Genomic DNA, 26,474 nt, shown 5'->3' with positions numbered 1-26,474 from the left:
CTGTAGGGACAATTGGACGTTGTCGCAGCAACAGTGACGTTACCCATAACAAATTAAAGGCTGGATAAATTATGCCATTAATCATCGTAGCTATCGGGGTTATCCTCTTATTACTGCTGATGATCCGTTTCAAAATGAACGGGTTTATCGCTCTGGTTCTGGTGGCACTCGCCGTCGGATTAATGCAGGGCATGCCCCTGGACAAAGTTATCGTCTCCATTAAAAACGGCGTTGGCGGCACCCTCGGCAGCCTGGCGCTGATTATGGGCTTCGGCGCCATGCTCGGTAAGATGCTGGCGGACTGCGGCGGTGCGCAGCGTATTGCCACAACCCTCATCGACAAATTTGGTCGTAAGCACATTCAGTGGGCCGTCGTACTGACCGGCTTCACCGTCGGCTTCGCGCTGTTCTATGAAGTGGGCTTCGTTCTGCTGCTGCCACTGGTGTTCACCATCGCGGCAAACGCACGTATTCCATTGCTGTACGTCGGCGTGCCAATGGCGGCGGCGCTCTCCGTGACCCACGGCTTCCTGCCACCTCACCCGGGCCCAACCGCTATCGCCACTATCTTCCACGCGGACATGGGTAAAACCCTGCTGTACGGGACGCTGCTGGCTATCCCGACCGTTATTCTGGCGGGCCCGGTTTATGCGCGCTGCCTGAAAAGTATCGACAAGCCAATCCCGGAAGGTCTGCACAACCCGAAAACCTTCACCGATGCAGAGATGCCGTCCTTCGGCGTGAGCGTCTGGACCTCTCTGGTGCCGGTCATCCTGATGGCGCTGCGCGCTATCGCGGAAATGGTGCTGCCAAAAGGCCACGCCCTGCTGCCTGCCGCTGAGTTCTTCGGCGACCCGGTAATGGCGACCCTGATTGCGGTGCTGATTGCTATCTTCACCTTCGGCCTGAACCGTGGCCGTTCGATGGATGACATCAACGATACGCTGATCTCCTCCATTAAAATTATTGCCATGATGCTGCTGATCATCGGCGGCGGCGGTGCCTTCAAGCAGGTACTGGTCGACTCCGGCGTGGATAAGTACATCGCGTCTATCATGCACGAGTCCAACGTGTCTCCGCTGTTTATGGCCTGGTCTATCGCTGCCGTACTGCGTATCGCGCTGGGTTCCGCTACCGTTGCGGCCATCACCGCTGGCGGTATCGCGGCGCCGCTGATTGCCACCACCGGCGTTAGCCCTGAACTGATGGTTATCGCGGTCGGTTCCGGCTCCGTTATCTTCTCCCACGTGAACGATCCAGGCTTCTGGCTGTTCAAGGAGTACTTCAACCTGACTATCGGCGAGACCATCAAGTCCTGGTCGATGCTGGAAACCATTATCTCGGTTTGCGGTCTGGTGGGTTGTTTGCTGCTGGGAATGGTGGTGTAACACGGTATCCCCGGCGTCGCTTCGCTCGGCCGGGCTACGAATCGTGGCGGTAATCGCACCGACTCCGGGGCAGTACAGAACCAACAGAGACAAAAACGCCGGGGATATCCCCGGCGTTTTTATTTTTACTTCTTCTTACTCGCTGCTTTTCGGCGCTTGTCCAAATCTTTAATCAGCTTGTTCACACCGTCGTCGGCAAACATTGCTTCCAGCGACGTGGAGAGCTTGCGCCGCCAGTTCGGGTACTCAGAGCTGGTGCCAGGGATATTGACCGGACTGGACATCTGCAGCCAGTCTTCCGGCTGGAGCCCCAACAGGGCACTGTTGCTGTCAGCAATATAGCGTTGCATACCGCGGCTCAGCGTGGCGGTCATCGACATCAGCGACGCCTTATGCCCCGCGCGTTTTGGTAGCGCACCGTACTTGTGCAGCGCATCCAGCAGCCCCTGCTTCGCCAGCTCGCGGTCCTGATACAGCCCACGCAGTACGTCAGCATCAGGGTAAAGCCCAAGTTGATTGCCGAGCGTCAGGTCCCCGCTTTCCCAATAGCCGCGCAGCGTAGGTAGGTCGTGGGTGGTCGCCACGGCCATCGACTGCTCCGGATAGGCCTTCGGCGCGCGGAAGTTCTTCTCGCTGTCATTTTCGAAGTAGAGCACCTTGTACGAGTAAACCCCGCTCTTACGCAGCTTACCGACAATCTCCACCGGGACGGTACCGAGGTCTTCGCCAATCACCATACAGCGATGGCGTTTACTCTCCAGCGCCAGAATCGACAGCAGCGCGTCCACCGGATACTGCACGTAAGCGCCGTGGTCAGCAGTTTCGCCATAAGGGATCCACCACAGACGCAGGACCGACATCACGTGGTCGATACGCAGCGCGCCGCAGTTTTTCATATTAGCGCGCAGCAGTTCAATAAACGGCTCATAGGCACGCGCGGCGATGATATGCGGATCCATCGGCGGCAGGCCCCAGTTCTGTCCCAGCGGGCCGAGAATATCCGGCGGTGCGCCTACGGAAGCTTTCAGGCAGTACAGCTCGCGGTCGCACCAGGTTTCCGCGCCGCCTTCGGCCACGCCTACCGCCAGGTCGCGGTAGAGGCCAATCGGCATCGCATCGCGCTGGCTGGTTTCCCAGCAGTCTGCAAACTGGGTATACGCCAGCCATTGCAGCCACAGGTAGAAATCCACGTCGTCGGCGTGCTTTTTACAGAATGCCTGCACTTCCGGGCTTTCGATAGTCTGATACGCCTTCGGCCAGGCCGGCCAGCCCCAGCGCAGTTTGTCTTCTTTCACCTGATGAGCATGCAGCGCGTCATATACCGCCTGCCAGTAGAGGCTCTCCCCTTCTTTATCGACAAAGTAGCGGAAGGTCGCCATCTGCTCATCGTTGCGTTTGGCAAAGCGTTTCCATGCCATGCGCAGCGCCGCCATTTTCAGCTCAGTCACCGCGGTGTAGTCCACCTGATCCACGTCGCGGGCGGCTTGCAGCTTCTTCTGGGTTGCTGGCAGCTTCCACCACGCCTGCGCCTCGTCGCTCAGCGCAAAGTCTTCCACCGCGTTTACGTCGATATAGATAACGTTCATCCAGCGACGTGAGGACGGGCTGTACGGGCTGGCACTCTCCGGGTTCGCCGGGTAGAGCGCATGAATCGGGTTGAGGCCGATAAACGAACCGCCGCGCTTCGCCACTTCCGGCAGCATCGCCTTCAGGTCACCGAAGTCACCGATGCCCCAGTTCTTCTCCGAACGCAGGGTGTAGAGCTGCACGCAGGCGCCCCACAGCTTTTTCGCCTCTTTCAGCGGCTGTGGCTCATAGCAGCGCTCAGGCGCGATAATCGCCCGGCAGTGCCAGCGCTCTTCGCCCTGGGTCAGGGTTAACGAGTGATACCCTTCCGGCAGCCGGGTCGGCAGACTGAGCGTTTTACCGCCCGTTGCCTGGCCGTGATACTGCTTGCCCTCTTCCGTGGTGAGGATCCAGCTAAATTCGCCCTTCCCCTCCACCGCCAGCGTCATCTTCTTGCCAAACGTCCAGATCATGACGTTTGGCACCGGCGTGGCCGCCACATCCGTGGCGGCGGTATGATGCATCGCGTCAAGCAAACGCCGTTTGGTGTCGGCGCCAATAGACTGCGGCTTGCCGTGGGCATTGATGTAGTTTGGGCTGATACCCGCCGCCAGCGCGGCATTATCGAGGCGTTTGCTCTCCATGGCCTGTCCTTAGCGTTTTGCCTGCCAGATACGTTTCTGATAATCGCGGATAGAACGGTCGGAGCTGAACATGCCGCAGCGAGCGGTGTTCAGGATCGCCGCACGGGTCCACGCTTCCTGGTCGCGATAAAGCACATCGACCTGCTTTTGCGCCTCGACATAAGCGGCGAAGTCAGCCATCACCAGGTACGGATCGCCGCCCTGTTTACCCATGCTGTGCAGCATCTGGTCGAAGGCGTGCTTGTCGCCGTTGCTGTATTTGCCGCTTTCCAGCTCTTTGAGCACCGCATCCAGCAGCTTGTCGGCTTTACGCCATTTCAGCGGATCGTAGCCTTTGGCTTTAAGTTCTTTCACCTGTTCGACGGTATGGCCGAAGATAAAGATGTTCTCAGAACCAACCTGTTCGGCGATTTCGACGTTCGCACCGTCCAGCGTACCGACGGTCAGCGCACCGTTGAGCGCCAGCTTCATGTTGCCGGTACCAGAGGCTTCTTTACCTGCCGTGGAGATCTGCTCAGAGACATCCGCCGCCGGGATCAGCATCTCCGCTGCCGATACGCAGTAATCCGGCAGGAAGACCACTTTCAGCTTGTCGCCCACTTTTGGATCGTTGTTGACGGCTTCAGCCACTTTGTTGATAGCAAAGATAATATTCTTCGCCAGGTAGTAGCCCGGTGCCGCCTTCGCCCCGAACAGGAACACGCGCGGTACGCGGTCAGCTTCCGGGTTTTCACGGATTTCTTTGTACAGCGCCAGAATGTGCAGCAGGTTCAGGTGCTGACGTTTGTACTCGTGCAGACGTTTGATTTGGATATCAAAAATCGCGTGGCTGGAGATCTCAATGCCGGTGCGCGCTTTGACAAACTTCACCAGGCGCTCTTTGTTCGCCAACTTGATGTCGCGGTACTGCTTGCGGAATTTCGCGTCGTCCGCGTATTTTTCCAGGTTGATCAACTGATCGAGATCGTTAGCCCACTCTTTCTTCAGCGATTTATCCAGCAGCGCGGCAAGCGCCGGGTTGCACTGTTTGATCCAGCGACGCGGGGTAATGCCGTTGGTGACGTTATGGAAACGGGTCGGCCACAGCTGGTGGTATTCCGGGAACAGATCTTTCACCACCAGGTCCGAGTGCAGCGCCGCAACGCCGTTGACCGCAAAACCGCTCACCACGCACATGTTCGCCATGCGCACCTGTTTGTTATGCACCACGGCAAGCTTCGCCCATACGGCTTCGTCGCCCGGCCAGGTAGCATCAACCAGCTTCTTAAAGCGGTCGTTAATCTCTTTGATAATCTGCATATGACGCGGCAGCAGCGCTTTCACCAGCTTCTCATCCCAGCACTCCAGCGCTTCTGGCATCAGAGTGTGGTTGGTGTAGGCGAAGGTTTTGCTGGTAATCGCCCACGCGTCGTCCCAGCGCATTTGGTGCTCATCAATCAGCACTCGCAGCAGCTCAGGAATGGCGATAGTCGGGTGCGTATCGTTAAGCTGGATCACTTCAAAGTCGGCCAGCTCATGCAGCTTGCGGCCCGCCAAATGGTGGCGGCGCAGAATGTCGGCCACGGAGCAGGCGCACTGGAAGTACTGCTGCATCAGACGCAGCTTTTTGCCCGCCGTGTGGTTGTCGTTCGGGTAGAGAACTTTAGTCAGTTTTTCAGCGTCGATACCCTGCTGCTCTGCACGCAGGAAATCGCCGTCGTTGAATTTAGTCAGGTTAAACGGGTGTGCGTGCTTGGCCTGCCACAGACGCAGCGGCTGTGCAACGCCGTTACGGTAGCCCAGCACCGGCAGATCCCAGGCTTCACCGGTAATGGTAAACGCTGGCTGCCACTCCCCTTTCACCACTTTACCGCCGATGCCCACCTGCACATCCAGCGCGGCGTTGTGGCGGAACCACGGGTAGCTGCCGCGCTGCCAGTCGTCAGGTGCTTCCATCTGATGACCGTCATCGAAGGACTGGCGGAACAAACCGTACTGATAGTTCAGGCCGTAGCCGGTCGCCGACTGGCCCACGGTAGCCATGGAATCCAGGAAGCAGGCAGCCAGACGGCCCAAACCGCCGTTACCGAGCGCCGGGTCAGTCTCTTCTTCCAGCAGGTCGGTCAGGTTGACCTTGTAGGCTTTCAGCGCATCGCTCACCCCTTCGTACCAGCCGAGGTTGAGCAGGTTGTTGCCGGTCAGACGGCCAATCAGGAACTCCATCGAGATGTAGTTCACGTGGCGCTGATCTTTAGCCGGTTTCGCTACTGGCTGTGCACTGAGCTGTTCAGCCAGTGCGCCGCTCACAGCCTGCCACCATTGGTGAGGCGTCATTTCGGTAGCGGCCTGCAAGCCAAATCGCTGCCACTGACGCGTCAGGGCAGCCTGGAATGAATCGTGATTGAAGGTAGGCTGTGACATAGCGAATTCGAATCCTTTTACATAGACATTGGCGTTAGTGTGCCTGGCTGAATGGTGGACTTCCTCATCCCGTCCTGGATTAGACAGGGAGGAGTCGCAGGGATGAGCGAAAAGTGTGATCGCCGCCACTATAACGTTAGCCGCTGGCGGCGAATTCGCTCGATTTTCATCCAGCCCGGACCGTCCTTGTTCAGAAGGCCAGTGTCGAGGATTTCGCCAGAGATATCTTCGCGTCAGGTCATAAAATGAAATAGCGTTTCGCAGTAAATATGCAAATAAGGAAATGGTTTCATCACGAAAATAAGCAACAAATTAATACGCATTGTTTCTACGGAAATTTACGTTTACTTAAACATCTTTAGACGCGGGTTATTTGAGTTCTTGCTCAAATATTATTTTATACGTAACTACAAGGAGTTATGTAATCCAGCGTTTACGCGCTCTGAGCAGCATTCTACGAGGATGGTATTAAATAGAAAGAAGTGTGACATATAGCAAATTCACAGACATCAAAACAGGACATAACTTGCAATACATAGTCATTTGACCGACCTTTGTATGGATTAATTACGAAGCGCAAAAAAATCTCGTTTTCCAATCCTCACAGTGAAGTGATTAGCTATGTTGATTCCGTCAAAACTCAGTCGACCCGTCCGTCTCGATCACACCGTGGTGCGCGACAGACTGTTGGCGAAACTTTCAGGCGCGAACAATTATCGTCTGGCGCTGATTACCAGTCCGGCTGGCTATGGAAAGACAACGCTTATTTCACAATGGGCAGCAGGGATGAGCGACCTCGGCTGGTACTCTCTTGATGAAGGCGATAATCAGCAAGAGCGCTTTGCCAGCTACCTGATTGCCGCCATCCAGCAGGCAACCGGGGGACATTGCGTGGCCAGCGAAAACATGGTGCAAAAACGCCAGTACGCTAGCCTGAGCTCCCTATTCTCTCAGCTGTTTATTGAATTAAGCGAATGGCAGCGTCCGCTCTATTTGGTCATTGATGACTACCACCTGATAACGAACCCCGTCATCCACGATGCGATGCGCTTTTTCCTGCGCCATCAGCCAGAGAACCTGACGCTGGTGGTGCTATCGCGCAATCTGCCGCAGTTGGGCATTGCCAACCTTCGCGTACGTGACCAACTGCTGGAAATCGGCAGCCAGCAGCTGTCGTTTACCCATGCGGAAACCAAACAGTTCTTCGACTGCCGCTTAGCCGCGCCGATTGAGGCCGCGGAAAGCAGCCGTCTGTGCGATGACGTTGCCGGTTGGGCCACCGCCCTCCAGTTGATTGCGCTCTCCGCGCGTCAGCGTAACAACGCCACGCAGCACTCCGCGCGCCGACTAGCAGGCATTAACGCCAGCCACCTGTCCGACTATCTGGTTGATGAAGTGCTGGATAACGTTGACCCGGACACCCGCAACTTCCTGCTGAAAAGCTCGCTGTTACGTTCGATGAACGACTCGCTGATTGCCCGCGTAACCGGCGAAGAAAACGGTCAGATGCGTCTGGAAGAGATCGAGCGTCAGGGGCTGTTCGTGCAACGTATGGATAATTCCGGCGAATGGTTTAACTACCACCCGCTGTTCTGTAGTTTCCTGCGTCAGCGCTGCCAGTGGGAACTGGCGGCTGAACTGCCAGATATTCACCGCGCCGCGGCAGAAAGCTGGATGGCGCAAGGCTTCCCAAGTGAAGCCATCCATCACGCGCTGGCGGCGGGCGACCCGAAAATGCTGCGCGATATTCTGCTCAACCACGCCTGGGGCCTGTTCCACCATAGCGAGCTTGCCCTGCTGGAAGAATCGCTCTCTGCCCTGCCGTGGGAAAGTTTGCTGGAGAACCCGCGTCTGGTGCTGCTGCAGGCCTGGCTGATGCAAAGCCAGCACCGCTACAGCGAAGTGAATACCCTGCTGGCCCGCGCCGAGCAGGAGATGACCTTCGAAATGGACACCTCGCTGCACGGCGATTTCAACGCTCTGCGCGCCCAGGTGGCGATTAACGACGGTGACCAGGACGAAGCAGAACGACTCTCAACGGTAGCGCTTGAAGAGCTGCCGCTGGCGAACTTCTACAGCCGCATCGTTGCCACCTCAGTACACGGTGAGGTGCTGCACTGCAAAGGTCTGCTGAGTCAGTCCATTGCCGTCATGCAGCAAACCGAACAAATGGCGCGTCGCCACGATATCTGGCACTACGCGCTGTGGAGCCTGATCCAGCAAAGTGAAATTCTGTTCGCACAGGGCTTCCTGCAGGCCGCCTGGGAGTGCCAGGAGAAAGGCTTCCAGTTGATCCACGAACAGCATCTTGAACAGCTTCCGATGCACGAATTCCTGCTGCGCATCCGCGCACAGCTGCTGTGGGCATGGGCGCGCCTCGATGAGGCCGAAACCGCTGCCCGCACCGGTATTGAAGTGCTGAGCGGCTTCCAGCCGCAGCAGCAGCTTCAGTGTCTGACGCTGCAGGTGCAGTGCTCGCTGGCGCGCGGCAATCTGGATAATGCCCGCAACTACTTGAACCGTCTGGAAAACCTGCTCGGCAACGGCACATACCACAGCGATTGGGTCTCCAACGCCGATAAAGTACGGGTCATTTACTGGCAGATGGTCGGCGATAAAAAAGCGGCGGCTAACTGGCTACGCCATACGCCGAAGCCGGAGTTTGCCAATAACCACTTCCTGCAGGGCCAGTGGCGTAACATCGCCCGCGCGCAGATCCTGCTTGGCGAGTTCGACTCTGCCGAAATGGTGCTGGAAGAGTTAAACGAAAACGCCCGTGGGCTGCGCCTGATGAGCGATCTCAACCGCAACCTGCTGCTGCTGAACCAGCTGCACTGGCAGGCGGGAAATAAGAATGAAGCCCAGCGCGTGCTGCTGGAAGCGCTGCAGCTTGCCAACCGCACCGGTTTTATCAGCCACTTCGTGATTGAAGGCGAAGCGATGGCGCAGCAGTTGCGCCAGCTGATTCAGCTGAATACGTTGCCAGAGCTCGATCAGCACCGCGCCCAGCGCATTCTGCGCGAGATTAACCAGCATCATCGTCACAAGTTTGCCCACTTTGATGAAAGCTTCGTCGAGCGCCTGCTCAACCACCCGGAAGTGCCGGAGCTTATCCGTACCAGCCCGCTCACCCAGCGTGAATGGCAGGTGCTGGGGCTTATCTATTCGGGCTACAGCAACGAACAGATTGCCGGCGAGCTGGACGTGGCGGCCACGACCATCAAAACGCATATCCGCAACCTCTATCAGAAACTCGGCGTGGCGCATCGTCAGGATGCGGTACAGCATGCCCAGAAGCTGCTGAAGATGATGGGGTACGGCGTGTAATTTGTTTCGCTTTCCGGCCTACTACGCTCGTAGGCCGGATGGCGGCTACGCCAAATAGCAAAGAGATAGCTGCGTCACATTAGAGAATTAACATAAGTCCAAAGTGAAAAATTGGAATATTCAGGCTTAGAGCCACCTTTTATAAGTGGTGTCGTATGTTGGCACGTAATAATAAAAAGGTGACCCTATGTCGGCATTAACCGAAAAAATCAGTAATAAAGAGAAGTTCGGATTTGGCCTTGGCGATGCCGCCAGCCATATCGTCTTTGATTCCTCCGTTGCCATTCTTGCTTATTTCTATACGAACATCTATGGATTACCCCCAGCGGTAATGGGGACGTTATTTTTAGTCGTCAGGGTATTGGATGCCATTACCGACCCTATTATGGGGGCGATTGCTGATCAGACCAAAAGCCGCTGGGGGCGTTTCCGTCCTTGGCTTTTGATTATTTGCGTTCCGTTTGCCGTCAGCTGCGTATTGGTCTATTCCACGCCGAACTTCGAACAAACCGGGAAAATTGTCTACGCCGTTGTCGCGTATATATTTATGACATTAATGTATACCGCGATTAATATCCCTTACTGCTCGCTGGGCGCGGCCATTACCGCAGACCCACGGGAAAACCTGTCGCTGCAGTCCTGGCGCTTCGCCGTCGCGCCGATTGGCGGTGCAATGGGTACCGCGTTGATTCTCCCGCTGGCAGACCTGATAGCACCGGGCGATAGAGCCTCTGGTATGCAGTGGGCGATGGGGATTTTCGGCGTTATCGGCTGCATCATGTTCCTGATCTGCTTTATGACCACCCGTGAGCGTATTACGCCGGTGAAAGAGGAGAACCTGAACATTTTGCGCGACGTGCGTATTCTGATGAAAAACGATCAGTGGTGCGTGCTATCGGTATATAACCTGGCGATGCTTTGCGGCGTCGTGGTACGCGGTGGCCTGCTGGTCTATTTCGTACAGTATATTCTGCACCAGGGCAGCAGCGTTATTTCCATTTTTATGCTGGCCACCACCATTGCCGCCGTTATTGGCAGTCTGATGGCAAAATATATCGGTTCCTGGATGTGTAAAATCCGCGCGTCGGTGTGGGTCAACGTGCTCAGCGCCTTATTTGGTTTACTGTTCCTGGTTCTACCAACCGAATATTGGATGCCAGCTTTTATCGTCCACGTGGTCCTTAATATTCTTCAGGGTATTAACGCCCCGCTGCAGTGGTCAATGATTACCGATGCCAACAACTATGGCGAGTGGAAAACCCAGCGTCGTATTACCGGTATGAACGTGGCGGCGAATATCTTTATTATCAAACTGGGCGTCGCCATCGGCGGTGCGCTCACCGGCTGGGGTCTGGCGTTCTACGGCTATCAGGCGGGGGTTGAACAGCAGTCAGCAGAAGCTGTCCGTGGGGTATTAATCCTGTTTACGGTACTGCCGGCTATCTTCTATCTGATTACCGCCATTTCCATCCGCTACTACCGTCTGACGGAAGATCGCATGAACCATATCGTGGCCGATCTGAGCAAAGGCAAGTTCCAGCAGCAGATGTCATAAAACCGTAGCCCGGCCGAACGAAGTGACGCCGGGGATTCCCCGGAGTCGGCGCTAGCGCGCCTCGTCCGGGCTACCTGATTTAGCACAGCTCAAGCTGCACATCATTTTCCGCAATCACCTGCATCACGCCCGGCGGTGGCAGAACGTCGGTAAAGACCGCATCCACCAGGCTGATACTGCCCATATTCACCATCGCGTTACGGCCAAACTTCGAATGGTCGACGACCAGAATCACGTGGCGGGAGTTGTCGATAATCGCGCGCTTGGTACGCACTTCATGATAATCAAACTCCAGCAGCGAACCATCGCTGTCGATGCCGCTGATCCCGAGGATGCCGAAATCCAGGCGGAACTGGGAGATAAAGTCGAGCGTCGCTTCGCCAATGATGCCACCATCCCGGCTGCGCAGTTCGCCGCCCGCCAGAATAATGCGAAAGTCCTCTTTCGCCATCAGCGTATTCGCCACGTTCAGGTTGTTGGTGACGATCCGCAGATCGCTATGGTTGAGCAGCGCATGGGCCACCGCTTCCGGGGTAGTGCCGATGTCGATAAACAGCGCCGAGCCGTTCGGGATCTGGCTTGCCACCTTCTGGGCGATACGCTCTTTTTCTTCCGTCTGAGTTGCCTTACGGTCGTGCCAGGAGGTGTTCACCGAGCTGGACGGCAGCGCCGCCCCACCGTGGTGACGCAGAATTTTTTTCTGCTCCGCAAGGTCATTCAAATCGCGACGAATGGTCTGAGGGCTAACGGAAAAATGTTCCACCAGCTCTTCCGTACTGACGTAGCCCTGAAGTTTTACCAGCTCGATTATCGCGTCATGACGTTGTGTTTGTTTCATGATGAATCCCTGGAAAATTATGCTCGCTTGCGCGCATTAAGCGTGTCGACAAAGGCCATTGCCAGACCAATCACCAGCCCGGTGACGTGTGCGCCGTTCGCAATTGACATCCCAAAAACGTTAAACCACCCGGCCACCAGCCAGATGAGTGAAAATAGAATCAGCCCGCGCGGCAGGAAGATACCGCTCTGCGGATCGCGCTCGCCACGCAGCCACGCATAGCCCATTAAGGCATACACCACGCCGGACAGGCCGCCAAACCACGGGCCGCTGAACTGATGCTGAATAAAGCCGCTCAGCAGCGCGCTTATCACGGTAATCACCACCAGCTTGCCGCTGCCAATGCGCTTTTCTACCGCACCGCCAAGATACCACCACCATAGCAGGTTGAAGAGGATATGGACGAATGAGAAATGCATTAACGCGTGGGTAAAGTAGCGCCAGAGCTCAAATTTCAGCGAATCATCGTACGGCCAGGCGAGCCACAGCATCACAGGCTGGTCGCCAATCACGCTCATCAGGATAAAGACCAGAATGCAGGCCGCCATGATGGCCATCGTCACCGGGCCAGCGCCCGCCTTCAGCGTGGCCAGGAACGGGAAACGACGGTAGTGCAGGCCGCTGTTAGTCTGTCCGGACTGCCAGCTAGCCGCCAGATAACGGGGGTCGGCCGGGTTTGCCAGGAAGCGTTCCAGTTCGTCGCGCACGCGCGCTTCCTGGGACTCATCGGAAAGCCAGACATCGCTACGCGTATGCTGCTGGATAGTCAGAATAACGCCCTGCGTTGCCATATAGTCAACAAAAGCCTGGGCAACGCGCGGGTTAGTAAAAGAGGTGATCATCAACATCAGCAGGTCGCTTCTATTCCACACAAAAGGGGACAGTATATACCCAAACCCTTACGGATGCGTTGCAGCGGCGCGTAAAGGCCGCCTGACGGGAGGCGGCATCTGGAAGGGAAAAGCGAGCACAGTCTTAGAAACCGGCGTGTACCACTTCAGCCGGGAAGTGACGATGCCAGGCATCAAAGCCGCCGTCGACGCTGTACACCTGGTCGTAGCCCTGCTGCAGCAGGTACTGCGCCGCGCCCTTGCTGCTGTTGCCGTGATAGCACATCACCAGCACCGGGGTTTCAAAATCGTTATCGCGCATAAACGCGCCCAGCGTGTCGTTGGTCAGATGAAAAGCGCCAGGGGTGTGGCCCATCGCAAAGCTTTGTGGGTCGCGAATATCCACCAGCACGGCAGCGCTCTGCTGCAGCTTCTGGTGCGCCTGTTCTACGTTAATACATTCAAACTGATCCATGGTGCTCTCTTATCGTTATGGCAGGTGTCTTGCTGACGACATTTTACCGCCAAGTGTACGTCTTCACGGTACGTAAACGCCAATATGTTATGCACATCACTCTAAAATGTTTTTTCAATGTTACCAAAAGCGCGTTTACTTGCTATTATGAGCGATAACGAACATTAGTGAGCTATAACGAAAGTCCCAGAGGTAGCAATAATGGAAACCAAAGATCTGATTGTGATAGGTGGCGGCATTAACGGTGCAGGCATTGCGGCAGATGCGGCAGGACGTGGATTATCCGTACTGATGCTGGAAGCCAGAGACCTGGCCTGTGCCACATCCAGCGCCAGCTCAAAACTGATCCACGGCGGTCTGCGCTACCTTGAGCACTATGAATTCCGTCTGGTCAGCGAAGCGCTGGCCGAGCGTGAAGTGCTGCTGAAAATGGCCCCGCACATTGCGATCCCGATGCGCTTCCGCCTGCCCCACCGCCCGCATCTGCGCCCGGCGTGGATGATCCGCACCGGCCTGTTTATGTACGATCATCTGGGCAAACGCACCAGCCTGCCCGCCTCGACCGGTTTGCGTTTTGGCGCAGAATCCGTGCTGAAGCCGGAAATCGTGCGCGGTTTCGAATATTCTGACTGCTGGGTAGACGACGCACGCCTGGTGTTAGCCAACGCGCAGATGGTGGTGAAGCAGGGTGGAGAAGTCCGTACCCGGACTCGCGCCATCTCAGCAAAACGTGAAAACGGCCTGTGGATCGTGGAAGCGGAAGATATCGACAGCGGCGAGAAGTTCCGCTGGCAAGCTCGCGGCCTGGTGAACGCCACCGGCCCGTGGGTGAAACAGTTCTTCGACGACGGCATGCACCTGCCGTCACCGTACGGCATCCGCCTGATTAAAGGCAGCCACATCGTGGTACCGCGCGTGCACGCTCAGAAGCAGGCCTACATCCTGCAAAACGAAGATAAGCGTATTGTCTTTGTGATCCCGTGGATGGATGAGTTTTCGATCATCGGCACCACCGACGTGGAGTACCAGGGTGACCCTAAAAACGTCGAGATCGATGAGAGCGAAATCAACTATCTGCTGAAGGTCTACAACGGCCACTTTAAAAAGCAGCTTGCCCGCGAAGATATCGTCTGGACTTACTCCGGCGTTCGCCCGCTGTGCGATGACGAGTCTGATTCACCGCAGGCCATCACCCGCGACTACACGCTGGATATTCACGACGACCACGGTAAAGCGCCGCTGCTGTCAGTCTTTGGCGGCAAGCTCACCACCTACCGTAAGCTCGCCGAGCACGCGCTGGAGAAACTGGCGCCGTACTACAGCGGCATCGGCCCGGCGTGGACCAAAGGCGCCGTGCTGCCCGGCGGTGAGATTGGCAGCGACCGCGATGACTACGCGGCTAAACTGCGCCGTCGCTATCCGTTTATTACCGAGTCGCTGGCCCGCCACTTTGCCCGCACCTACGGCAGCAACAGCGAATTGATTATTGGTGAGGCGAAGGATATTACCGGGCTGGGTGAAGATTTCGGCCACGAGTTTTACGAAGCCGAACTGCGCTACCTGGTGGAACACGAGTGGGTGCGTCGTCTCGACGATGCTATCTGGCGTCGGACCAAACAGGGGATGTGGCTGAACGCCGAGCAGCAATCACGTATCAGCGAATGGTTGGTAAAAACGCTGGGAAAGCCTGAGATGTCGCTGGCGTCGTGAGCCTCCCTGGCGACACTTCGCTTGGCCGGGCTACAAAGGCACAAAAACGTAGCCCGGCCGAACGACGTGACGCCGGGAAAAAAACGGGGCCAATCGGCCCCGTTTTCGTTTTTACAGTCTTACCGGCTCTATGTGCCAGATATTCTCCGCATACTCCTGAATCGTGCGGTCCGACGAGAAGTAGCCCATGTTGGCGATATTGAGCATCGCTTTATTGGTCCACTGCTCTGGCTCACGATACAGCTCATCAACCTTATCCTGACAGTCCACGTAGCTGCGGAAATCCGCCAGCACCTGGTAGTGGTCACCGAAGTTAATCAGCGAATCCACCAGGTCGCGGTAACGTCCTGGTTCACTCGGGCTGAAGACGCCGCTGCCGATTTGCGTCAGCACCTGATGCAGCTCTTCATCCTGCTCGTAGTAGTCGCGCGGGCTGTAGCCCTTACGACGCAGCGCTTCCACCTCTTCAGCGGTGTTGCCGAAGATAAAGAAGTTTTCTGCCCCGACGTGCTCCTGCATCTCGACGTTCGCGCCATCCAGCGTACCGATAGTCAACGCCCCGTTGAGCGCAAACTTCATGTTACTGGTGCCGGATGCCTCAGTACCTGCCAGCGAAATCTGCTCGGAGAGATCCGCCGCCGGGATGATCATCTGCGCCAGGCTCACGCTGTAGTTCGGGATAAAGACCACTTTCAGCTTGTCGCCAATCTGCGGATCGTTGTTGATCACATTCGCCACGTCGTTGATCAGGTGGATAATGTGCTTCGCCATGTAGTAGGCGGAAGCCGCTTTCCCGGCGAAGATGTTCACGCGCGGTACCCACTTCGCATCCGGATCGGCCTTGATGCGGTTGTAGCGGGTGATCACGTGCAGCACGTTCATCAACTGACGTTTGTACTCGTGAATACGCTTAATCTGCACGTCAAACAGCGCGTTCGGGTTCACCACCACGTTGAGGTTCTGGGCGATAAAGGTGGCGAGGCGCTTTTTGTTCTCAAGCTTGGCGTGATGCACCGCCTGATTCACTTTCGGATAGTCGATATGCTGTTCCAGCTCTTTTAGCTGGCTCAGGTCAGAACGCCAGGTCTGACCGATATTCTCATCCAGCACGTCGGAGAGCGCCGGGTTCGCCAGCGCCAGCCAGCGACGTGGCGTCACACCGTTGGTCACGTTGGTAAAGCGCATCGGGAAGATGGCGGCGAAGTCGGCAAACAACGACTGCACCATCAGGTTCGAGTGCAGCTCAGACACGCCGTTGACCTTCTTGCTCACCACCACCGCCAGCCATGCCATACGCACGCGGCGGCCGTTGGATTCGTCGATGATCGACGTGCGGCTCAGCAGCCCGGTATCGTTCGGGTACTGCTCCTGCAGGGTCTTCAGGAAGTAGTCGTTAATCTCAAATATAATCTGCAGATGGCGCGGCAGAATTTTGCCCAGCATGTCGACCGGCCAGGTTTCCAGCGCTTCGCTCATCAGCGTGTGGTTGGTGTAGGAGAAGACCTGACAGGCCACCTCAAACGCCGCTTCCCAACTGAACTTGTGCTCATCAATCAGCAGGCGCATCAACTCAGGAATCGACAGCACCGGGTGGGTGTCGTTGAGGTGAATGGCAATTTTATCCGCCAGGTTGTCATAGGTTTTATGCAACATGTAATGGCGGCTTAAGATATCCTGCACCGTCGCCGAGACCAGGAAGTACTCCTGGCGCAGACGCAGCTCGCGCCCGGAATAGGTGGAGTCATCCGGGTAGAGCACACGGGATACGTTCTCGGAGTGGTTTTTATCTTCCACTGCCGCGAAGTAGTCGCCCTGGTTAAACTTACCGAGGTTGATTTCGCTACTGGCCTGGGCGTTCCACAGACGCAGCGTATTGGTCGCGTCGGTGTCATAGCCGGGAATAATCTGGTCGTAAGCCACCGCCAGAATCTCTTCCGTCTCCAGCCAGTGGCTGGTTTTGCCTTCCATCTGCACGCGGCCGCCGAAACGAACCTTATAGCGCGTATTGTGGCGCGGGAACTCCCACGGGTTACCGTATTCCAGCCAGTAGTCCGGCGACTCTTTCTGACGACCGTCGACGATGTTCTGTTTGAACATACCGTAGTCGTAGCGAATGCCGTAGCCACGCCCCGGCAGCGCCAGGGTCGCCAGAGAGTCGAGGAAGCAGGCTGCCAGACGGCCTAAGCCGCCGTTGCCAAGCCCTGGATCATTCTCTTCGTCGATCAGCTCTTCCAGGTCTAACCCCATTCCTTCCAGCGCGTTTTTCACGTCGTCATACAGACCTAACGATAACAGCGCATTGGAAAGCGTGCGGCCAATCAAAAACTCCATCGACAGGTAGTACACCTGTCGCGTTTCCTGGGAAAGCTGCGCGCGGTTGGAGCGCAGCCAGCGCTCCACCATGCGATCGCGAACGGCAAACAACGTGGCGTTCAGCCATTCGTGTTTGTTCGCAATAGCCGGATCTTTCCCGATGGTGAACATCAGCTTATAGGCAATAGAGTGCTTCAGTGCCTCAACGCTGAGGGTCGGTGATGCATACGTAAAGGGTGCATTCATTATTCAGATCCCCGTAGTTAGATCAGGCGTTGGTAAAGCTCACGATAAGAGTGCGCAGCAACCTGCCAGCTAAAATCCATGTTCATCGCCTGGCGTTGCACATAGCGCCAGAGCGATGGACGAGACCATAAAACGAAAGCACGGCGGATAGCGCGAAGCAGCGACCAGGCGTTGCTGTCTTCGAACACAAAGCCGCTGGCAATGCCATCAGCGAGGTTCTCAAGCGAACTATCCGCAACGGTGTCAGCCAGGCCGCCGGTACGGCGAACCAGCGGCAGCGTGCCGTACTTCAGACCATAAAGCTGCGTTAAGCCGCACGGCTCAAAGCGGCTCGGCACCAGAATCACGTCCGCACCACCGATAATGCGGTGCGAGAACGCTTCATGATAACCAATCTGGACGCCCACCTGCCCCGGATGCTCCGCGGCGGCGGCGAGGAAACCTTCCTGTAGTACCGGGTCACCCGCGCCCAGCAGCGCCAGTTGGCCGCCCTGCTCCAGCAGGCCTGGCAGCGCTTCCAGCACCAGATCCAGCCCTTTCTGGCTGGTCAGGCGGCTGACCACGGCAAACAGCGGCGCAGCGTCATCGACCTTCAGCCCCATGGCGGTTTGCAGCTGACGTTTGTTTTCCGCTTTCCGCTCCAGCGTGTCACGGCTGTAGCTTGCCGGCAGCAGCAGATCTTTTTCCGGGCTCCAGACGTTGTCATCAACGCCGTTGAGGATCCCCGACAGACGCCCTTCCCGATGGCGCTGGCGCAGCAGCCCTTCCATCCCGTAGGCGAACTGCGGTTCGGTAATTTCCCGCGCATAGGTCGGGCTCACCGCCGTAATATGGTCGGCGTAGTAAAGCCCCGCTTTCAGGAACGAAATCTGTCCGTGGAACTCCAGGCCATGCATGTTGAAGAACTCAACCGGCAGCTGAATCTCTCCCATGTGGTGGCCGTAGAACAGCCCCTGGTAGGCCAGGTTGTGTACGGTAAACACCGATTTCGCCGGGCGACCGCGCGCCGCCAGATAGGCCGGGGCCAGGCCCGCATGCCAGTCATGGGCGTGCACCACGTCAGGACGCCAGAACGGATCCAGACCGCAGGCCATTTCGCTACCGACCCAACCCAGCAGCGCAAAGCGCTTCACGTTATCCGGGTAAGCATTCAGATTGGTGTCGTGATACGGGCTACCCGGACGGTCATAGAGGTGCGGCGCATCAATCAGGTAAATGCCCACGCCGTTATAATGTCCAAACAGCAGCGTCATGCGCCCGGCAAAGGTATCGCGACGGCTCACCACTTTGGCATCCGGAATACCACGACGGATATCCGGGAATGCAGGTAACAGCACGCGTGCATCGGTTCCTTCGGCAATCTGTGCCGCCGGCAGCGCGCCAATCACATCCGCCAGACCGCCCGTTTTTAATAACGGGAACATCTCAGAACAAACATGTAAGACCTGCATTATCGCTCCTGTTTGTAGCCAAGCTGACGCAGCATTTCGCGCGTCACCAGCACGATCCCTTCTTCCGAGCGGTAAAAGCGGCGTGCATCCTCTTCCGCATCTTCACCGATCACCATCCCTTCCGGGATCACACAGGCCCTGTCGATAACGCAGCGACGCAGGCGTGAGGAACGACCCACCCAGACATCTGGCAGTAAGACTGCCGAATCAATGTTACAGAATGAGTTCACGCGCACGCGCGGGAACAGCACCGACTGCACCACCACGGAACCGGAAATAATACAGCCGCCGGAAACCAGTGAGTTCAGGGTCATGCCGTGGCTGCCGGAGCGGTCCTGGACGAACTTCGCCGGCGGCAGGGATTCCATGTGCGTGCGGATAGGCCAGTTCTGGTCGTACATATCCAGCTCAGGCGTCACCGACGCCAGGTCAAGGTTCGCTTTCCAGTAGGCTTCAAGCGTACCCACATCGCGCCAGTACGGTTCTGCTTGCGGGTCGGACTGCACGCAGGACAGCGGGAATGGATGTGCATAAGCCGCGCCAGCTTTGGTAATTAACGGAATTAAATCTTTGCCGAAGTCGTGGCTGGAGTCTTCGTTAACGTCGTCGCGTTCCAGCAGCTCATAAAGATAATCGGCATCAAAGACATAGATACCCATGCTCGCCAACGCCTTGGTTGGGTCGCCTGGCATGGCCGGTGGGTTAGCCGGTTTTTCCACGAACTCGATAATCTTGTCGTTTTCGTCAACCGCCATCACGCCGAACGCCGTTGCCTCTTCAATGGGCACCGGAATGCACGCCACGGTGCAGCGCGCGCCTTTTTCGACGTGGTCGATAAGCATGCGCGAGTAGTCTTGTTTGTAGATATGGTCACCGGCGAGGATAACCACGTACTCCGCCTTGTAACGGCGAATAATGTCGAGGTTCTGGGTGACCGCATCGGCGGTACCGCGATACCAGTTTTCACCGTGCATCCGCTGCTGAGCGGGCAGCAGATCCACAAATTCGTTCATCTGTTCACTGAAGAAGGACCACCCGCGCTGGATGTGCTGTACCAGCGTGTGGGACTGGTACTGGGTGATAACGCCGATACGGCGAATCCCGGAGTTCAGGCAGTTGGATAACGCAAAGTCGATGATGCGGAATTTACCGCCAAAGTGTACTGCGGGTTTGGCCCGCTTGTTGGTCAGATCCTTGAGTCGCGTACCGCGGCCGCCAGCCAGAATCAGGGCGACGGATTTGATAGGTAACTGGCGAGCCAGCATTAAGGGATCGTTTTTTTCTAGCCTAACCATGATTAACTCCTTTTGTTGCTCGTCCTTCCGGGTTATGAGGTGTCCTCGCGCGATAACGCGGGGTTCCGGGTAATTGAGAGACTATGACCTTTGAAATACGCACACTCCGTGCGCGGGCCCATGCCAGACAGCCACGACGACCGACGTGCCAGCGTCGGTGAAGGGAGGAACAGCGCGCCATTCCCCCTCGGGTAACGTCAAGTTTGTCGCGTCTTGCGTCGCATTGAGCGTAATGAGCCAACGATCGGAAAGCAGAATCTGCATTCGGCGAGCACCGTGCTGCCACTCCTCGGCAGACAGCGGTTGCGCATCCTGATTGAGCCACTGCACGTTGCCATCGCCCTCCTGCCACCAGCGGTCGTCCGTCAACGCGGGGATCTGCTGGCGCAGGTGAATCAGGGCGGCGGTAAAGTCCGTCAGCGCGTCATCTGCGTTTTCCCAATCGAGCCAGGTCAACGTATTGTCCTGACAGTAGGCATTGTTGTTACCTTGCTGGCTGTGACCGTGTTCATCACCGGCCAGCAACATTGGCGTTCCCTGCGATAACAGCAGCGTTGTCAGCAGCGCCTGAACGCTCTTCTGCCGACGTGCCATTACTTCCAGGTTTGCTTCCAATCCTTCGATACCATGATTATTGCTATGGTTATTGCCGGTGCCGTCACGATTCTCTTCACCGTTGGCGTCGTTGTGCTTGCCGTTGAAGCTGACACAATCGCGCAGGGTGAAGCCATCGTGGGCGGTCACCAGGTTTATCGTCGCGCGAGGGCGACGTTCCTGATGCGCATACACGTCGCTAGAAGCGGCAAAGCGCTGGGCAAAATCCCCCAGCGACAGCGACTCTTCAAGCCAGAAGCGACGCATGGCATCCCGGAAATGGTCGTTCCATTCGCTGAAGAGCGGCGGGAAGTTCCCCACCTGATAACCGCCTTCACCGATATCCCACGGTTCGGCAATCAGCTTCACCGTAGAGAGAACCGGGTCATCGTGGATCGCGTTAAACAGCGGCGCGTCCTGACGATAGCCCGGCGTACGGCCCATTACCGACGCTAAATCAAAACGAAAACCGTCAACGTGGCAGACATCCACCCAGAAACGCAGGCACTGGCGCGCGTATTCCACGACGCCAGGGTGGCTGAGATTCAAAGTATTACCGCAGCCCGTCCAGTTGTGATAATCGCCATCTTCCCGTAACCAATAATAGCTACGGTTATCGATCCCCCGCAGTGAAAAGGTCTGGCAATGCAGATCCAACTCGGCGCTGTGGTTCAACACCACATCAAGGATCACTTCGATACCGGCTTTGTGTAGCGCTTTGACCGCATCGCGAAACTCATCCAGCGCATGCTCAGGCGCGCTGGCGTAACGCGGTGCCAGCGCAAACATCGCCAGCGGGTTGTAACCCCAATAGTTTCTCAGCCCCATCCGCTGCAGGCGCTGCTCGCTGGCAAAATGCGCCACCGGCATCAGCTCCAGCGCGGTAATGCCCAGGCGCTTGAGGTAAGCAATCATCACCGGATGACCCAGCGCTTTGTAGGTGCCGCGGATAGACTCCGGCAGCCCTGGGTGGCGATAGGTCAGCCCTTTGACGTGCGCTTCGTAGATCACGGTTTTGCCCCACGCGGTGCGTGGGGCAGCATCGTCTTGCCAGTCATAGGTCAGGTCGACGACCACCGATTTGGGTGCAATCGCTGCGGTATCGCGGTCGTCCGGTACATCGTAACCGCCGTGAAAATGCGGGGAGTCGTCCGGGTCGCCCTCGGCGCAGAAACAGCATGGGTCCAGCAGCAGCTTCGCCGGGTTAAACCGGTGCCCCTGCTGCGGGTCCCACGGGCCGTGCACCCGGTAGCCGTAACGTAAGCCAGGACGCGCGTGGGGAAGATAGCCATGCCAGACGTCACCGCTGCGGGCGGGTAAGTCATAGCGTGTCTCCGTACCCTGCGCATCAAACACGCACAGTTCAACCCGCTCCGCATGCGCCGAGAAGAGCGTAAAGTTGACACCTTCACCGTCATAGCTTGCGCCAAGCGGCGCGGGTTCCCCTGCTGCGAGCTGACTCAAATTTAATCCCCTTCCCGAACTAACCAGATGGTCGACAGCGGCGGCAGCGTCAGACTCAGCGACTGCGCACGGCCATGGCTTTCAATCGCCTCGCTCTGCACCAGCCCGCCGTTCCCGGCGTTGCTGCCGTGGTAATGGGCGGAGTCGGTGTTGAGTACTTCGCGCCAGCGGCCCGGCTGATTGATGCCGAAGCGATAATCCTGACGCGGTACTGGCGTAAAGTTGCTGACCACAATCACTTCGTTGCCCGCTTTGTCGCGACGGACAAAAGCGAACACCGAGCGGGCGCTGTCGTCGACCACCAGCCATTCAAAACCGTACGGGTCAAAGTCCAGCTCGTGCATCGCTTTGTGGTGACGATAGGTATGGTTGAGGTCGCGCACCAGGCGCTGTACCCCGTTATGCCAGTTGTCGTCGCCTTCCAGCAGATGCCAGTCGAGGCTGCCGTCAAAGTTCCATTCGCGGCCCTGGGCAAACTCATCGCCCATAAACAGCAGCTTTTTACCCGGGAAGGCGAACATCCAGCCGTAGTAGGCGCGCAGGTTGGCAAACTTCTGCCACGCATCGCCCGGCATACGGTCCAGGATAGATTTCTTACCGTGAACCACTTCGTCATGCGACAACGGCAACACGAAGTTTTCCGTGTAGTTATAGAGCATGCCGAAGGTCATTTTGTCGTGATGGTACTGGCGGTGAATCGGGTCGAGCTTCATGTAGTCCAGGGTGTCGTGCATCCAGCCCATGTTCCACTTAAACCAGAAGCCCAGGCCGCCCATATCAGATGGACGTGACACGCCCGCGAAGTCGGTCGACTCTTCCGCCATGCTCACCGCACCGGGAACCTGCTCGCCCAACACGCGGTTGGTCTGGCGCAGGAACTCAATCGCTTCGAGGTTTTCGCGGCCGCCGAACTCATTCGGGATCCACTCACCCTCTTTACGACTGTAGTCGCGGTAAATCATTGATGCCACCGCATCGACGCGCAGCGCATCAATGCCGAAGCGTTCCACCCAGTACAGGGCGTTGCCGGTCAGGAAGTTGCTCACTTCACGGCGGCCATAGTTGTAAATCAGGGTATTCCAGTCCTGATGGTAGCCTTCGCGTGGGTCGCTGTGCTCGTACAGGTTGGTGCCGTCAAACTCGGCCAGCGCGAAATCATCCGACGGAAAGTGACCAGGCACCCAGTCGAGGATCACGTTCAGGCCGGCGGCGTGCGCAGCGTTGATGAAGTAGCGGAAATCTTCGCGGGTACCGAAACGACGGGTCGGCGCGTACATCCCGGTCGGCTGATAGCCCCAGCTTCCGTCGAACGGGTGTTCGTTGACCGGCAGCAGTTCCAGGTGGGTGAAGCCCATCCATTTGGCGTATGGGACCAGCTGCTCTGCCAGCTCGCGGTAGCTCAGCCAGTAGTTGTTGTCGGTATGACGACGCCAGGAGCCCAGATGCACCTCGTAGATAGAGATAGGGGCATCAAACTGGTTGGCCTTTTTGCGGGCTTCGCTCTGCTCAACCTTCGGCGGTAAGCCACAAATCAGCGAGGCCGTTTCCGGACGCATTTGGGCTTCGAACGCATAGGGGTCGGCTTTAATCCGCAGCGCGCCGCGGGCATCGATCATCTCGAATTTATACAGCTGACCGTTGTGCGCTCCCGGAATAAACAGCTCCCAAATCCCCGTTTCCTGACGCAGACGCATCGGATGACGGCGACCGTCCCAGTGGTTGAACTGACCGACTACCGACACGCGGCGGGCGTTTGGCGCCCAGACGGCAAAGCGCGTACCGGTAACGCCGTCCATGGTATCCGCATGCGCACCCAGCTTTTCGTAGGGGCGTAGGTGAGTACCTTCAGACAGCAGCCATATGTCCAATTCCTGGAGCAATGGGCCAAAGCGGTAAGGATCGTCAATGAGGTTCTGTTGGCCATGCCAGACGACAGCCAACTGATAACGGAAGAAATTTTTACGACGCGGCAGAACGCCACAAAAGAAACCACGTGAGTCCACGCAATCCAGCTTGCCGACTTTACGCCCGGTTTTAGGTTCAATCACCCAAACATCGGTCGCGTCGGGTAACAGTGCACGGACTTCCAGTCCCGCTTCCGTTCGGTGCATACCCAGTACGGAAAAGGGGTCTGCAAAATGGCCTGCGATCAACGCATTAATCACGTCTCTATCAACACGATCAGACATGCTTCATCATCCTTAGTTTTTGTATCGCCTCAATCCACTGTAAATGGCGACATTTTGTGACCTGAACGGTGCAGCACAAAGTTGTGTGCTCTCTCGGCTCCGTCCAACCTTCAGTCAAGGCAACAGACCTTGATTAAAGCATAGTCAACGCTTTACCTGACTCCTGAGAGAAAAATTAACATTACTGCGTTTACTCCTTGTATTACGCAAAAAAAAGGGGTGGTTCGCCACCCCTCATCGATTAACAAATGTTTACGCCAGTTGGCGTAGCATACGACGCAGCGGCTCCGCTGCGCCCCACAGAAGCTGGTCGCCAACGGTGAACGCTGACAGATACTCCGGCCCCATGTTCAGTTTGCGCAAACGTCCAACAGGCGTGGTCAGCGTACCGGTGACCGCCGCAGGCGTCAGTTCACGCATGGTAATTTCACGGTCGTTAGGAATGACTTTCGCCCACGGGTTGTGCGCGGCCAGTAATTCCTCTACAGAACTTATGGAAATATCTTTTTTCAATTTCAGCGTGAATGCCTGGCTGTGGCAGCGCAGCGCACCAACGCGCACGCAGAGGCCGTCAACCGGGATCACGGAAGAGGTGGCGAGGATTTTGTTGGTCTCAGCCTGACCTTTCCACTCTTCGCGGCTCTGGCCGTTATCAAGCTGTTTATCGATCCACGGAATCAGGCTGCCCGCCAGCGGAACGCCGAAGTTATCCACTGCCAGATCGCCGCTGCGGGTCAGGGTGGTGACCTTACGTTCGATCTCGAGGATAGCGGAAGCCGGGTCAGCCAGTTCGTTGGCGACGTGATGATGCAGTTGGCCCATCTGGGTCAGCAGTTCACGCATATGGCGCGCGCCGCCGCCGGAAGCTGCTTGATAGGTTGCCACCGAGGCCCACTCTACCAGGTCGTTGGCAAACAGGCCGCCGAGGGACATCAGCATCAGGCTGACGGTACAGTTACCGCCTACGAAGGTTTTCACGCCGTTGTTCAGGCCATCGGTAATGACCTGCTGGTTTACCGGGTCGAGAATGATGATGGCATCATTTTCCATGCGCAGCGAAGAGGCCGCGTCAATCCAGTAACCCTGCCAACCGCTTTCACGCAGCTTAGGATAGATTTCGTTGGTATAATCGCCGCCCTGACAGGTGACAATAATGTCGAGCGCCTTCAGCGCTTCAAGATCGTAAGCATCCTGGAGCAGACCACCGGTGCTGCCGCCGAAGGTTGGCGCAGCTTGCCCTAGCTGGGAAGTGGAGAAGAAGACGGGGCGAATGGCGTCAAAATCGCGCTCTTCTACCATGCGTTGCATGAGTACTGAGCCGACCATTCCGCGCCAACCGATAAAACCAACATTTTTCATAACGTGTTTTCCTGCAGATATATGTGCTGTATATGTGAATAAGTGCCCCTGGCATCCCCTCACATTACAAAATGCAGCTAAAGTCGCAAGCAAAATTAATCAATGATTGCTTAGCAATCAGAAGTGCAACTTATCCCCTCATCCATAGGGGACGCATTTCCTCCTACCACAGTACGCGGTCAGAGTGATGCGTAGAGCAGAAAGTCCGCAACAATTATCAGGGAATTTGAGTGATGAGTGAAATCTTTTCCGCCGCAGTTTTATTGATCCTGATTATGGATCCACTGGGAAATTTACCCATTTTTATGTCGGTGCTAAAACACACGGAACCCAAGCGCCGCAAGGCGATCATGATACGTGAGCTTTTAATCGCACTTCTACTCATGCTGATTTTTCTCTTCGCTGGCGAGAAGATTCTGGCGTTTTTAAACCTGCGCGCCGAGACGGTTTCCATCTCCGGTGGCATCATTTTATTCCTGATTGCCATCAAGATGATTTTCCCTAGCGCCACCGGAAATAGTTCGGGGCTGCCAGCGGGTGAAGAACCGTTTATTGTGCCGCTCGCGATTCCATTAGTGGCGGGGCCAACGCTGTTGGCGACCTTAATGCTGCTTTCGCACCAGTACCCGAATAATTTGTCGCATCTGGTGATTGCGCTGCTGATCGCCTGGGGCGGTACGGTAGTGATTTTGCTGCAGTCGTCGCTGTTCCTGCGCCTGCTCGGTGAGAAAGGGGTGAACGCGCTGGAGCGTCTGATGGGCTTGATTCTGGTGATGATGGCGACCCAGATGTTCCTGGACGGTATTCGGATGTGGATGAAGGGATAAAAG

The 26,474-nt window shown here is 56.7% G+C and carries 16 protein-coding genes; 5 read left to right on the top strand and 11 right to left on the bottom strand.

What is annotated here, in order from left to right; all coding sequences use genetic code 11:
- Positions 1-71 precede the first annotated feature (71 nt).
- Positions 72-1,388, top strand: a complete 1,317-nt coding sequence (gene gntT / locus FHC49_RS15265; RefSeq protein WP_035892130.1) for a gluconate transporter — start codon at positions 72-74, stop codon at positions 1,386-1,388.
- Positions 1,389-1,513: 125 nt separating this feature from the next.
- Here the strand turns inward: gntT and malQ are convergent, their stop codons facing one another.
- Together malQ and malP are read right to left on the bottom strand one after the other, a co-directional pair.
- Positions 1,514-3,598: a 4-alpha-glucanotransferase gene (gene malQ, locus FHC49_RS15260; protein WP_220440235.1), complete on the bottom strand. Its 2,085-nt coding sequence runs from the start codon at positions 3,596-3,598 to the stop codon at positions 1,514-1,516.
- Positions 3,599-3,607: 9 nt separating this feature from the next.
- Positions 3,608-5,998, bottom strand: coding sequence for a maltodextrin phosphorylase (malP, locus tag FHC49_RS15255; protein WP_220440234.1), 2,391 nt, complete (start codon positions 5,996-5,998; stop codon positions 3,608-3,610).
- A 621-nt stretch (positions 5,999-6,619) separates the two neighbouring features.
- Between malP and malT the strand changes: the two genes are divergently transcribed.
- Both malT and FHC49_RS15245 read left to right on the top strand, forming a co-directional pair.
- Positions 6,620-9,325 carry an HTH-type transcriptional regulator MalT gene (gene malT, locus FHC49_RS15250; protein ID WP_185667334.1) on the top strand — a complete coding sequence of 902 codons (2,706 nt, stop codon included), beginning with the start codon at positions 6,620-6,622 and terminating at the stop codon, positions 9,323-9,325.
- A gap of 187 nt (positions 9,326-9,512) precedes the next feature.
- Positions 9,513-10,880 carry a glycoside-pentoside-hexuronide (GPH):cation symporter gene (locus FHC49_RS15245; protein ID WP_185667335.1) on the top strand — a complete coding sequence of 456 codons (1,368 nt, stop codon included), beginning with the start codon at positions 9,513-9,515 and terminating at the stop codon, positions 10,878-10,880.
- A gap of 79 nt (positions 10,881-10,959) precedes the next feature.
- Here the strand turns inward: FHC49_RS15245 and FHC49_RS15240 are convergent, their stop codons facing one another.
- From FHC49_RS15240 to glpE, 3 genes are all read right to left on the bottom strand, one after another.
- Positions 10,960-11,718 carry a DeoR/GlpR family transcriptional regulator gene (locus FHC49_RS15240; protein WP_185667336.1) on the bottom strand — a complete coding sequence of 253 codons (759 nt, stop codon included), beginning with the start codon at positions 11,716-11,718 and terminating at the stop codon, positions 10,960-10,962.
- Positions 11,719-11,735: 17 nt separating this feature from the next.
- Positions 11,736-12,566: a rhomboid family intramembrane serine protease GlpG gene (glpG, locus tag FHC49_RS15235; protein WP_185667337.1), complete on the bottom strand. Its 831-nt coding sequence runs from the start codon at positions 12,564-12,566 to the stop codon at positions 11,736-11,738.
- A gap of 127 nt (positions 12,567-12,693) precedes the next feature.
- Positions 12,694-13,023 (bottom strand): thiosulfate sulfurtransferase GlpE, encoded by a 330-nt coding sequence (gene glpE / locus FHC49_RS15230; RefSeq protein ID WP_185667338.1) that lies wholly within the window; start codon positions 13,021-13,023, stop codon positions 12,694-12,696.
- Positions 13,024-13,224: 201 nt separating this feature from the next.
- On the opposite strand from glpE, the gene glpD reads away from it, so the two are divergent.
- Positions 13,225-14,733, top strand: coding sequence for a glycerol-3-phosphate dehydrogenase (gene glpD, locus FHC49_RS15225; protein WP_220440233.1), 1,509 nt, complete (start codon positions 13,225-13,227; stop codon positions 14,731-14,733).
- Between the two features lie 111 nt (positions 14,734-14,844).
- Here glpD and glgP read toward each other — a convergent pair whose 3' ends face one another.
- The 6 genes from glgP to asd form a co-directional block, all read right to left on the bottom strand.
- Positions 14,845-17,292 carry a glycogen phosphorylase gene (gene glgP / locus FHC49_RS15220; protein WP_185667340.1) on the bottom strand — a complete coding sequence of 816 codons (2,448 nt, stop codon included), beginning with the start codon at positions 17,290-17,292 and terminating at the stop codon, positions 14,845-14,847.
- A gap of 17 nt (positions 17,293-17,309) precedes the next feature.
- A complete protein-coding gene (glgA, locus tag FHC49_RS15215) occupies positions 17,310-18,743 on the bottom strand; it encodes a glycogen synthase GlgA (RefSeq protein ID WP_185667341.1) in 1,434 nt (477 codons plus the stop codon).
- On the bottom strand, positions 18,743-20,038 hold the full coding sequence (gene glgC, locus FHC49_RS15210; RefSeq protein WP_185667342.1) for a glucose-1-phosphate adenylyltransferase: 1,296 nt from the start codon (positions 20,036-20,038) through the stop codon (positions 18,743-18,745). The genes glgA and glgC overlap by 1 nt, the downstream gene beginning before the upstream one ends.
- 81 nt (positions 20,039-20,119) lie before the next feature.
- Positions 20,120-22,096: a glycogen debranching protein GlgX gene (gene glgX, locus FHC49_RS15205; RefSeq protein WP_220440232.1), complete on the bottom strand. Its 1,977-nt coding sequence runs from the start codon at positions 22,094-22,096 to the stop codon at positions 20,120-20,122.
- 2 nt (positions 22,097-22,098) lie between these two features.
- Positions 22,099-24,285: a 1,4-alpha-glucan branching enzyme gene (glgB, locus tag FHC49_RS15200; protein WP_185667344.1), complete on the bottom strand. Its 2,187-nt coding sequence runs from the start codon at positions 24,283-24,285 to the stop codon at positions 22,099-22,101.
- 252 nt (positions 24,286-24,537) lie between these two features.
- Entirely contained in the window at positions 24,538-25,644 is a 1,107-nt protein-coding gene (gene asd, locus FHC49_RS15195; protein ID WP_185667345.1) for an aspartate-semialdehyde dehydrogenase, read from the bottom strand.
- Positions 25,645-25,877: 233 nt separating this feature from the next.
- On the opposite strand from asd, the gene FHC49_RS15190 reads away from it, so the two are divergent.
- Positions 25,878-26,471: a YhgN family NAAT transporter gene (locus FHC49_RS15190; protein ID WP_035892151.1), complete on the top strand. Its 594-nt coding sequence runs from the start codon at positions 25,878-25,880 to the stop codon at positions 26,469-26,471.
- Positions 26,472-26,474: the final 3 nt, after the last annotated feature.

Origin of the sequence: Kluyvera sp. EC_51, from assembly GCF_019584505.1 — a bacterium.
GTDB classification, from domain to species: domain Bacteria; phylum Pseudomonadota; class Gammaproteobacteria; order Enterobacterales; family Enterobacteriaceae; genus Kluyvera; species Kluyvera sichuanensis.
This window is presented reverse-complemented; position numbering and strand designations above follow the sequence as displayed.

Excerpts from the sequence above, each read along its gene's own strand:
- glgA (WP_185667341.1), bottom strand. The coding sequence starts at position 18,743 with ATGCAGGTCTTACATGTTTGTTCTGAGATGTTCCCGTTATTAAAAACG.
- gntT (WP_035892130.1), top strand. The coding sequence starts at position 72 with ATGCCATTAATCATCGTAGCTATCGGGGTTATCCTCTTATTACTGCTG.
- FHC49_RS15190 (WP_035892151.1), top strand. The coding sequence starts at position 25,878 with ATGAGTGAAATCTTTTCCGCCGCAGTTTTATTGATCCTGATTATGGAT.
- malP (WP_220440234.1), bottom strand. The coding sequence starts at position 5,998 with ATGTCACAGCCTACCTTCAATCACGATTCATTCCAGGCTGCCCTGACG.
- malT (WP_185667334.1), top strand. The coding sequence starts at position 6,620 with ATGTTGATTCCGTCAAAACTCAGTCGACCCGTCCGTCTCGATCACACC.
- FHC49_RS15240 (WP_185667336.1), bottom strand. The coding sequence starts at position 11,718 with ATGAAACAAACACAACGTCATGACGCGATAATCGAGCTGGTAAAACTT.
- glpG (WP_185667337.1), bottom strand. The coding sequence starts at position 12,566 with ATGTTGATGATCACCTCTTTTACTAACCCGCGCGTTGCCCAGGCTTTT.
- glgP (WP_185667340.1), bottom strand. The coding sequence starts at position 17,292 with ATGAATGCACCCTTTACGTATGCATCACCGACCCTCAGCGTTGAGGCA.
- glpD (WP_220440233.1), top strand. The coding sequence starts at position 13,225 with ATGGAAACCAAAGATCTGATTGTGATAGGTGGCGGCATTAACGGTGCA.
- glgC (WP_185667342.1), bottom strand. The coding sequence starts at position 20,038 with ATGGTTAGGCTAGAAAAAAACGATCCCTTAATGCTGGCTCGCCAGTTA.
- malQ (WP_220440235.1), bottom strand. The coding sequence starts at position 3,598 with ATGGAGAGCAAACGCCTCGATAATGCCGCGCTGGCGGCGGGTATCAGC.
- asd (WP_185667345.1), bottom strand. The coding sequence starts at position 25,644 with ATGAAAAATGTTGGTTTTATCGGTTGGCGCGGAATGGTCGGCTCAGTA.
- glgB (WP_185667344.1), bottom strand. The coding sequence starts at position 24,285 with ATGTCTGATCGTGTTGATAGAGACGTGATTAATGCGTTGATCGCAGGC.
- FHC49_RS15245 (WP_185667335.1), top strand. The coding sequence starts at position 9,513 with ATGTCGGCATTAACCGAAAAAATCAGTAATAAAGAGAAGTTCGGATTT.
- glpE (WP_185667338.1), bottom strand. The coding sequence starts at position 13,023 with ATGGATCAGTTTGAATGTATTAACGTAGAACAGGCGCACCAGAAGCTG.